We start from the raw sequence: 8,555 nt of genomic DNA, 5'->3' as shown, positions 1-8,555 counted from the left end.
ACCCTGCGCCGTGGCGTGGATTTCCAGCCGCATCTGCGCAAGATCAAAGAGAGTTTGAATGCCAGCCGGTATCCGGTGGGTGACGAATTCAATTGATCCGGAATCTCGGCTGACTGATCCGCCCTCTTCGCGAGCAAGCCCGCTCCCACAGGGAATCTGTCTTGAACACAAATTCAATGTTCACTGAAGATCCAGTGTGGGAGCGGGCTTGCTCGCGAAGGCGTCAGCCGACTCACCACCTAACAGGCCGCAGCCCACGCCTGCAAACTCAAATGGGCCTTCTCCCCCGGCGCCAGGTGCAGACTGTCGGTGCCACCCGCCGCTGCCTCCACGCAGACAAATTCGGAAATCTCGTCCCAACTCACCCCCAGTAATGGCCGCGCTCCCGGATGCCACACCACGGTGTCGCCGCTGTCGCCGGTATCGATGCACAACTCGCGCTGCCAGGCGTGATCCTTGAGCTGCAATTCACCGTCATGCTGAAACACCCGCTGACAACCGCCCTCCACGCGCAACTCACCTTCCTGCTGGCAAACCTGGCGATTCAACTGGTCGTAACCCTGCGCGCCTTCGAGCCCAGACAGCGCTATCTCACCGACATCGCCAATACGCCAGTAAGCGTGCAAAGCCTGGCTCAACTGGCACGGCATGTCGTCCTGATGTTCGGTGCTCAGGCGCAATTCCATGCGCTCGCCCAAATGCGCGTGCAGGTCGACCTGCCAATCGCACAGTTGCAATTGCCAGTGCAGGCGCACGCCGTCTTCGGCGCTGTTGCTGTCGAGCAACTTCCAGTCGAGCAGACGCGCCCAACCGTGCGACGGCCAGGCGTTTTCGCTCGGATGACGGCCATACCACGGCCAGCACACCGGCACGCCACCGCGAATCGCGCCGACATGCGGCCACTTCGCCGCGCACCACAACCACGGCTTCTGCCCACGCGGCTGAAAGTGCAGCAACTGCGCACCCTGCCGACTGAACACCGCCTGACACAGCGGATGATCGATCACCAACACGTCGCGCATCTGATAGCGCTCCCAGGCGAACACCGGTTGTTCACGCAGGGATTTGAAGAAGCGTTGTAGCGGATGCTCATGCATTTGCCACGATCCTGAACTCGACTTTCACCGGGCGGCGCCAGCCCCAAAAAAAAGCGGACAGCCTTGGCTGTCCGCAAATATGCGCACATAGAGAGGAGCTTATCGCAGACGCGTTAGAACGTAGACTGAATTTTCAGGCCAGCGACCAAAGCGTTATCGACTTCATCCACACCGCCCGGATGGGTGATGTATTGCAGGTTGGGACGCACGGTCAGCCAGTTGGTGACGTGGAAGCCGTAGTTGAGCTCGTAGTTGTATTCGGTTTCACGAATTGGCGAGAACGCGGCGTTGTCGTAGTCGGACACACCGTTGGAAGCGTTCAGCAATTCAGCGTTGCGCTTGACGTCCTTGTTGACGTGGATACGTGCAGCGCCAATACCGATGTCATCCTTCGGACGCGCATCGAACGGGCCTTTGTAGACAAACATCACCGACTGGTAGTTGTCGATGAAGTTGGTGTCCTTGTCGTGGAAGGTCGCGTTGGCGGCGATGTTCAAGCCGCGAGTCGCATCACCGTTGTGGCTGGTGAGTTGCTGCTGCGCAACGAACCAGTAACCGCTTTTGCTGTTGTGCGATTTGTAGGCGTCACCGGTAGTTGCTGCGTCGAAACCGTTGACGTCTTCGCGAACGTCGTCGGCATCGGCCGTGCTCTTGTAGTAACCGACGCGGTATTCGCCCGGCAGGCTGTTGACCTTCGGCGACCAGACCAATTCAACCGGCAGAACGGTACCCTTGGTGCCACTGCCGCTGAGCTTGAAGCCGTTGCCGTGTTCCAGCTGCGACGGGTTCTGGTTGTACGCACCGATTTGCGCGTAGAGCTCGTCGTTTATGTTGTACTTCACACGGATCGCGGCCTGGCTGACGGGCCAGTTGTACCAGATGTTGGTCGCCCAGTTACCCACTTGCGAACCGCAGAACGCCAGGTTCTGGAAATCGCACGGGAAGGTGTTGAAGTCTTCGCCTTCGCCGAAATAACCGGCCTTGACGTCGAGCTTGTTGTCGAAGAACTGGTGCTGAATCCACAACTGGGTCAGACGCACCATGTGGCCACGGCCGTAGACTTCCTGCGAGGAGCTGAGGGTGCCGGCACGCGGATCGCCAACGCGGTCGTTGGAGATGTTGTAGCCGTTACGGTTGGTCAGCTGGATCTTCGCTTGCGTGTTGTCCCAGCCCCACAGTTTCTGCAGGTCGAGGGCCACGCCGAGGCCGAACTGGTCGCTGTAGCGCCCGGTCTTGTCGTCGTCATAGCCGCCGTGCAGGTTGGCGCCCATCTCGCCAACGTAGTCGGCCTTGATGTCGATACCCTGCTCGATCAGCTTGGTGCGTTCGCCGCCCCAGTCGCCGGTCATCCACTTGGAGTCGGAGCTGAACGCATCCGCCGCCATTGCATTACCGGCCAGCACCAGTGCAGCTGCCGCTGAAACCTGGCAGATCAACCGGGCATTGACGTGTTTCTTTTTCATCCCTACATCCTCGTCTTTATTGTTATTAACTGTTTTTATCTAACGCGGTTTACATAAAGTGCAGTGCTCGACAGGCCGGGCACTGCGTGCTCCTTTGTGGGAGCGAGCCTGCTCGCGAGTGCGGTGGAACAGGCGACATCAATGATGGATGTCAGACCGCTTTCGCGAGCAGGCTCGCTCCCACATTTGTTCCTCAGCGCCCCTTGAACTGGGCGACGTTCGCAGACCGCGCATCGGTCTGCGGTTGGCCGGCAACGCCCAGACGCTCGCCGGTATTGGCGTCGAACAACAACACTTTCGATGGATCGAACTGCAGCGTCAGGCTTTCGCCCACCTGCGGCGCCACGTCCGGCGCCAGTCGGCAGCAGACCTTGGTGTCATTCAAATTGACGAACACCAGCGTGTCCGGACCGGTCGGTTCGGTGACCTGCACTTCCGCGCGGATGCTTGGCAGACCATTGCCCTCGCCGCTGGCCAGAACAATCTGCTCCGGGCGCAGGCCGAGGATCACTTCGCGATCTTCGAGACCGGCGTCCTGCATGCTCATCGGCAATTCGCAGCGCGCCTGGCCGCTGTCGAGCAGCGCCAGCAGACGACCGTCCTTGCGCTGCAGACGCAGGGGGATGAAGTTCATCGGCGGCGAGCCGATGAAGCTCGCCACGAACAGGTTGGCCGGGTTGTTGTAGATGTCTTTGGGCGTGCCGAACTGCTGAATGATCCCGTCCTTCATCACCGCCACTTTGTCGCCCAGCGTCATTGCTTCGATCTGGTCGTGGGTCACGTAGACCGTGGTGGTTTTCAGACGCTGATGCATCAGTTTCATTTCGGTGCGCATCTCGACGCGCAGCTTGGCGTCGAGGTTGGACAGCGGTTCGTCGAACAGATAGATCTTCGGACGCCGCGCCAGGGCACGGCCCATCGCCACGCGCTGTTGCTGACCACCGGAGAGCTGGCCCGGCTTGCGGTTGAGCAGGTGTTCGATCTGCAACAGCTTGGCCACACGGGCGACTTCTTCGTCGATCGCTGCCTGCGGCATCTTGCGGATCTTCAGGCCGAACTCGATGTTTTCGCGCACGCTCATGGTCGGGTACAGCGCGTAGGACTGGAACACCATGGCGATGTCACGATCCTTGGGGCTCATGCCGCTGACATCCTGGTCGCCGATCATGATCGCGCCGCCGGTGATGGTTTCCAGACCGGCGATGCAGTTCATCAAGGTCGATTTGCCGCAGCCGGACGGGCCGACGAGAATCAGGAATTCACCGTCCTTGATCGACAGTTCAATGTTCTTCAGGGTGTCCGGCAGGCCGGCCCCGTAGGTCTTGTTTACGTTGCGAAGTTCAAGCGTAGCCATGATTACCCCTTGACCGCGCCGGCCGTCAGCCCGCGCACGAAATACTTGCCTGCGACCACATAGACCAGCAGGGTCGGCAGGCCGGCGATCATCGCCGCTGCCATATCCACGTTGTATTCCTTGGCGCCGGTGCTGGTGTTGACCAGGTTGTTCAGCGCCACGGTGATCGGTTGCGAATCACCGCTGGAGAACACCACCCCGAAGAGGAAGTCGTTCCAGATCTGGGTGAACTGCCAGATCAGGCAGACCATGATGATCGGCGTCGACATCGGCAGAATGATGCGACGGAAAATCGTGAAAAACCCCGCGCCATCCAGTCGCGCAGCCTTGACCAGCGCATCGGGAATGCTCACGTAGTAGTTGCGGAAGAACAGCGTGGTGAACGCCAGACCGTAGACCACATGGACGAAGACCAGGCCGGTGGTGGTGCTCGCCAGGCCCATCTTGCCGAGGGTGAACGAGGCCGGCAGCAGCACGGTCTGGAACGGCAGGAAGCAGCCGAACAGCAGCAGACCGAAGAACAACTGCGAACCACGAAAGCGCCACATCGACAGCACGTAACCGTTCAACGCACCGATGGCGGTGGAGATGATTACCGCCGGTACGGTGATCTTGATCGAGTTCCAGAAGTAGCCGTCAACCGTGGCCCAGGCCTTGACCCAGCCGATGCCGCTGACCGCGGTCGGCCAGCTCAGCAGGTTGCCGGTGCTGATGTCTTCCGGGGTCTTGAAGCTGGTCAGCAACATGACCACCAGCGGCACCAGATAGAGAAACACCGCGGAGATCAGCACCGCGTAGATCGCGATGCGGCTCAAGCTGATAGCGGGTTTGGCAGCAAGACTAGTCATGACGCTTGGTCCTCAGCTCGGAATACAGGTAAGGCACGATGATCGCGAGGATCGCACCGAGCATCAGAATCGCACTGGCCGAGCCCATGCCCATCTGGCCGCGACTGAAGGTGAAGGAATACATGAACATCGCTGGCAGGTCGGAGGAATAACCCGGGCCGCCGGCGGTCATTGCCGCAACGAGGTCGAAGCTCTTGATCGCGATGTGCGCCAGGATCATGACCGCACTGAAGAACACCGGACGCAGGCTCGGCAGCACGACTTTCCAATAGATGCGCGGCATGCTCGCGCCGTCGATCTGCGCGGCACGGATGATCGATTGATCGACGCCACGCAGGCCGGCGAGGAACATCGCCATGATGAAGCCCGAGGCTTGCCACACAGCGGCGATCACCAGGCAGTAGACCACGCGATCGGGGTCGATCAGCCAGTCCAGACGGAAGCCTTCCCAGCCCCAGTCACGCAACAATTTGTCCAGGCCCATGCCCGGGTTGAGCAGCCATTTCCATGCGGTACCGGTGACGATCATCGAGAGCGCCATCGGATACAGGTAAATGGTGCGGATAAAGCCTTCGCGACGAATGCGCTGGTCGAGGAACACCGCCAGCAACACGCCGATCACCAGAGTGATGCCGATGAACATGCCGCCGAACACGGCGAGGTTCTTGCTCGCCACCCACCAGCGGTCGTTGTCGAACAACCGCGCGTATTGCGCCAGGCCGGCCCACTTGTAGTTGGGCAGGAAGGTCGAGGTGGTGAACGACAGAATGAACGTCCACAGGATGTAGCCATAGAAGCCCACCAGCACGATGAACATGCTCGGCGCCAGCACCAGTTTCGGTAGCCAGCGCTGCAATGCATCGAACGGCGAGGCCTTGCTGAACACAGCAACAGAACTCATGAGCAAATCCAGAAAAGAAAGAGAAGAACAGCTGCAAGCTGCAAGCTACAAGACCAGCAGTGCGCAAGCCTTTAACTTGCAGCTTGAAGCTTGCAGCTCGCCGTCAAGGCGCCTATTTGGCTGACTGAACTGCCGCGCCGAGTTTCTTCGCCGCATCGGCCGGGTCGGCTTTCGGGTCGTTGATGTAGTTGGTGACTACGTCAAAGAACGCGCCTTGCACGGCCAGCGTGGTCGCCATGTTGTGCGCCATGCTTGGTTGCAGGCCGCCGGACTTGGCGTCCGCGAGGAAATCCTTGGCAGCGGTCTGTGCGCAGGAGTCGAAGCCGAGCTTGTCCATGTTGTTCAACATGTCGTTGCGAACCGGGATCGAGCCTTTGTTGATGCTGAAGACTTTCTGGAAGTTCTCACCCAGCACGACTTTGGCGATGTCCTGCTGACCGGCCGCAGTGCCGGCATCCTTCTGCTTGAACACGGCCAGCGAGTCGATGTTGTAGGTGAACGCCTTGTCGGTGCCCGGGAACGCTACGCACTCGTAGTCCTTGCCGGCGACTTTCTTGGCGGCGGTCCATTCGGACTTGGCCCAGTCACCCATGATCTGCATGCCGGCCTTGCCGTTGATGACCTTGGCCGCTTCGAGGTTCCAGTCCTGGCCTTTGCCGTCAGCGTCCATGTAGGTCGCGACTTTCTTCAGCTCAGTGAGCGCCTTGACCATTTCCGGGCCGGTCAGCGCTTTGTTGTCGAGATCGACCAGGGCTTTCTTGTAACCATCCACCCCCATGACCGAGAGCACCACGGCTTCGAACACGGTGCTGTCCTGCCAAGGCTGACCGCCGTGGGCGAGCGGAATGAAGCCCGCCGCTTTCAGCTTGTCGCCAGCCGCGTAGAACTCTTCGAGGGTGGTTGGATTCTTGGTGATGCCGGCTTTCTTGAAGACTTCCGGGTTGATCCACAACCAGTTCACGCGGTGAATGTTCACCGGCACGGCCACGTAATCACCGTCGTACTTCACGGTATCGGAGACTTTCTTGTCGAGCAGGCTGTCCCACTTTTCCGACTTGGCGACGTCTTTCAGCACGTCGGTGTCGAGCAGACCGGTCGACGCCCATTCCTGGATGTCCGGGCCTTTGATCTGCGCAACGCCAGGCGGGTTGCCGGCAACGGCGCGGCTTTTCAGCACGGTCATGGCAGTCGCACCGCCACCACCGGCGACAGCGCCGTCTTTCCAGGTGAAACCGTCTTTTTCGACTTGGGCCTTGAGCACATCAACAGCGGCTTTTTCGCCACCGGAGGTCCACCAGTGCACGACTTCGACCGAACCTTTGGAATCGGCAGCGGAGACACTGAGCGGCAGGATTGCGAGCGGGAACAGGGAGGCGACAGAAATGACAGTAGCGAGGCGAGAAATCGCATTCATTCGAAATGTACCTTTCTTGTTGTTATGCATTGCAAGTCTGGTGCTTGCGCTGCACGGAGTTTAAACAGAGCGTTTCGCTTCGCAGGTAACGAAGGGACGCGTAAATGTCACGACATGGTTACACAGGAGCAGGCCGGGACAACTGCGCCAAAGCCGTGGCCATGCTCGGCGCCAGCGGCAATCGCGGAATCAGTACAGCCTGCCAGGCGTGATACAGATCGGGCTTGCCCGGCCAGATATCGGCACTCGGCACATTCTGCGGATTGAGTTCGTGATGCCAGCTGCCGTTGCAACGGTCGATGAAATTCGTCTCACAGAATTCCCAGAACAGCCGGTACCAGGTTTCGTATTGCGCGTCGCCGGTGCGTTTGAGCAAGGCACTGGCGGCGGCGCTGGCTTCGGCATGCGTCCAGTGCAGGCGATGGCGGACGACGCCTTTGTTATCCCAGTCGAGGGTGTAGACGATGCCCGGCGCGCCATCGACATACCAGCCGTGCCGACAGTTGTTCTCGAAGAGTTTTTGCGCATCCAGGGCCAGCCAGCCGGGCGTGAGCATGCCGGCCTGCACTCGCGCGGCTTCAAGATGCAGGAGCAAGCGCGCCCACTCGAAACCGTGGCCCGGCGTGGTGCCATAAGGACGGAAACCGTCGGCGGGGTTGTCATGGTTATATTCGCGCAGCGGTTGCCAGTCGCGATCGAAGTGTTCGATGACCATGTAATCGTTGGCCGCAGCGTGGCCATGGATCACCCGTTCGACGATGCGCTGGGCGCGCACCAGCCAGCGCGGATCTTCGCTGACATCGGCCAGCGCAAGGAACGCTTCGGTCGCGTGCATGTTGCTGTTGGCGCCGCGATAGGCTTCTTCTTCGCTCCAGTCGCGGTTGAAGAATTCGCGCATGGCGCCCTCTTCTTCGCTCCAGAAATAAGTGTCGATGATGTCGATCGCGTCATCGAGCAATGCCTGGGCGCCGGGCCGTTGCGCGACCACGGCAGAGCTGGCGGCGAGCGCGACGAAGGCGTGCAGGTAGGCGTTCTTGCCGGTGTTGTCGTCGCGATGTTCGGCAACCGCAAACCAGCCGCCGTGCAACGCATCACGCAATGGCCCGCGCAACGCGGCGATACCGTGGTCGACCAGTTCGGCAAACCCCGGCAGGCCCTGAATGTGGGCCATGGCGAAGCTGTGGGTCATGCGCGCGGTGTTCATGGTTTCGGCTTGCGCGTGCGCCGGCAAACGGCCGTGCTCGTCGAGGTTGCCGAAACCTTCGGGGAGCGTCGCAGCCTTGGCAAACTCCAGCAGACGCAAGCCTTCGGTAGCGAGCCATTGCTGGTGGGCAGGAGCGTTCAGCCAACTGCTGAAGTCTGGGTGAAAGGTGTCCATGGAGTGACCCTTTTTTGTTGTTAGGACTGCGGGCAGTCTAAACAACGGGTCGGGGCGGGCTTGTAACGAAGGGGACGGGGTTTGTCACTGAGTCGTTACA

7 protein-coding genes and 1 pseudogene are annotated in these 8,555 nt (G+C 60.1%); 1 reads left to right on the top strand and 7 read right to left on the bottom strand.

The genetic code is table 11. The features are described 5' to 3' along the window. Positions 1-96: pseudogene (locus AC4IHP_RS17275) on the top strand (transcriptional regulator HexR); the annotation flags it as partial. A 143-nt stretch (positions 97-239) separates the two neighbouring features. Here the strand turns inward: AC4IHP_RS17275 and AC4IHP_RS17270 are convergent. The 7 genes from AC4IHP_RS17270 to AC4IHP_RS17240 form a co-directional block, all read right to left on the bottom strand. After that, positions 240-1,097 carry a D-hexose-6-phosphate mutarotase gene (locus tag AC4IHP_RS17270; RefSeq protein WP_460120955.1) on the bottom strand — a complete coding sequence of 286 codons (858 nt, stop codon included), beginning with the start codon at positions 1,095-1,097 and terminating at the stop codon, positions 240-242. A gap of 113 nt (positions 1,098-1,210) precedes the next feature. Further along, on the bottom strand, positions 1,211-2,560 hold the full coding sequence (locus tag AC4IHP_RS17265; RefSeq protein WP_039758111.1) for a carbohydrate porin: 1,350 nt from the start codon (positions 2,558-2,560) through the stop codon (positions 1,211-1,213). 193 nt (positions 2,561-2,753) lie between these two features. Continuing rightward, the gene (locus AC4IHP_RS17260; RefSeq protein ID WP_490832271.1) at positions 2,754-3,914 is read right to left on the bottom strand and encodes an ABC transporter ATP-binding protein; all 1,161 of its coding nucleotides are present in this window, start codon (positions 3,912-3,914) and stop codon (positions 2,754-2,756) included. Positions 3,915-3,916: 2 nt separating this feature from the next. After that, positions 3,917-4,762, bottom strand: coding sequence for a carbohydrate ABC transporter permease (locus AC4IHP_RS17255; RefSeq protein WP_490832270.1), 846 nt, complete (start codon positions 4,760-4,762; stop codon positions 3,917-3,919). Further along, entirely contained in the window at positions 4,755-5,663 is a 909-nt protein-coding gene (locus AC4IHP_RS17250) for a carbohydrate ABC transporter permease (RefSeq protein ID WP_016773533.1), read from the bottom strand. The genes AC4IHP_RS17255 and AC4IHP_RS17250 overlap by 8 nt, the downstream gene beginning before the upstream one ends. A 112-nt stretch (positions 5,664-5,775) precedes the next feature. Continuing rightward, the gene (locus AC4IHP_RS17245) at positions 5,776-7,077 is read right to left on the bottom strand and encodes an ABC transporter substrate-binding protein (protein ID WP_024014061.1); all 1,302 of its coding nucleotides are present in this window, start codon (positions 7,075-7,077) and stop codon (positions 5,776-5,778) included. Positions 7,078-7,195: 118 nt separating this feature from the next. Continuing rightward, on the bottom strand, positions 7,196-8,455 hold the full coding sequence (locus tag AC4IHP_RS17240; protein ID WP_490832269.1) for a D-mannose isomerase: 1,260 nt from the start codon (positions 8,453-8,455) through the stop codon (positions 7,196-7,198). Between the last annotated feature and the right edge of the window lie 100 nt (positions 8,456-8,555).

Source organism: Pseudomonas sp. UF-293 (assembly GCF_058245595.1).
Note: the sequence above shows the minus strand (reverse complement) of the source record. Positions and strands in the feature narration are given on the sequence as shown.

Coding starts and splice junctions, on each gene's coding strand:
- AC4IHP_RS17270 (WP_460120955.1), bottom strand. CDS start 1,097: ATGCATGAGCATCCGCTACAACGCTTCTTCAAATCCCTGCGTGAACAA.
- AC4IHP_RS17265 (WP_039758111.1), bottom strand. CDS start 2,560: ATGAAAAAGAAACACGTCAATGCCCGGTTGATCTGCCAGGTTTCAGCG.
- AC4IHP_RS17260 (WP_490832271.1), bottom strand. CDS start 3,914: ATGGCTACGCTTGAACTTCGCAACGTAAACAAGACCTACGGGGCCGGC.
- AC4IHP_RS17255 (WP_490832270.1), bottom strand. CDS start 4,762: ATGACTAGTCTTGCTGCCAAACCCGCTATCAGCTTGAGCCGCATCGCG.
- AC4IHP_RS17250 (WP_016773533.1), bottom strand. CDS start 5,663: ATGAGTTCTGTTGCTGTGTTCAGCAAGGCCTCGCCGTTCGATGCATTG.
- AC4IHP_RS17245 (WP_024014061.1), bottom strand. CDS start 7,077: ATGAATGCGATTTCTCGCCTCGCTACTGTCATTTCTGTCGCCTCCCTG.
- AC4IHP_RS17240 (WP_490832269.1), bottom strand. CDS start 8,455: ATGGACACCTTTCACCCAGACTTCAGCAGTTGGCTGAACGCTCCTGCC.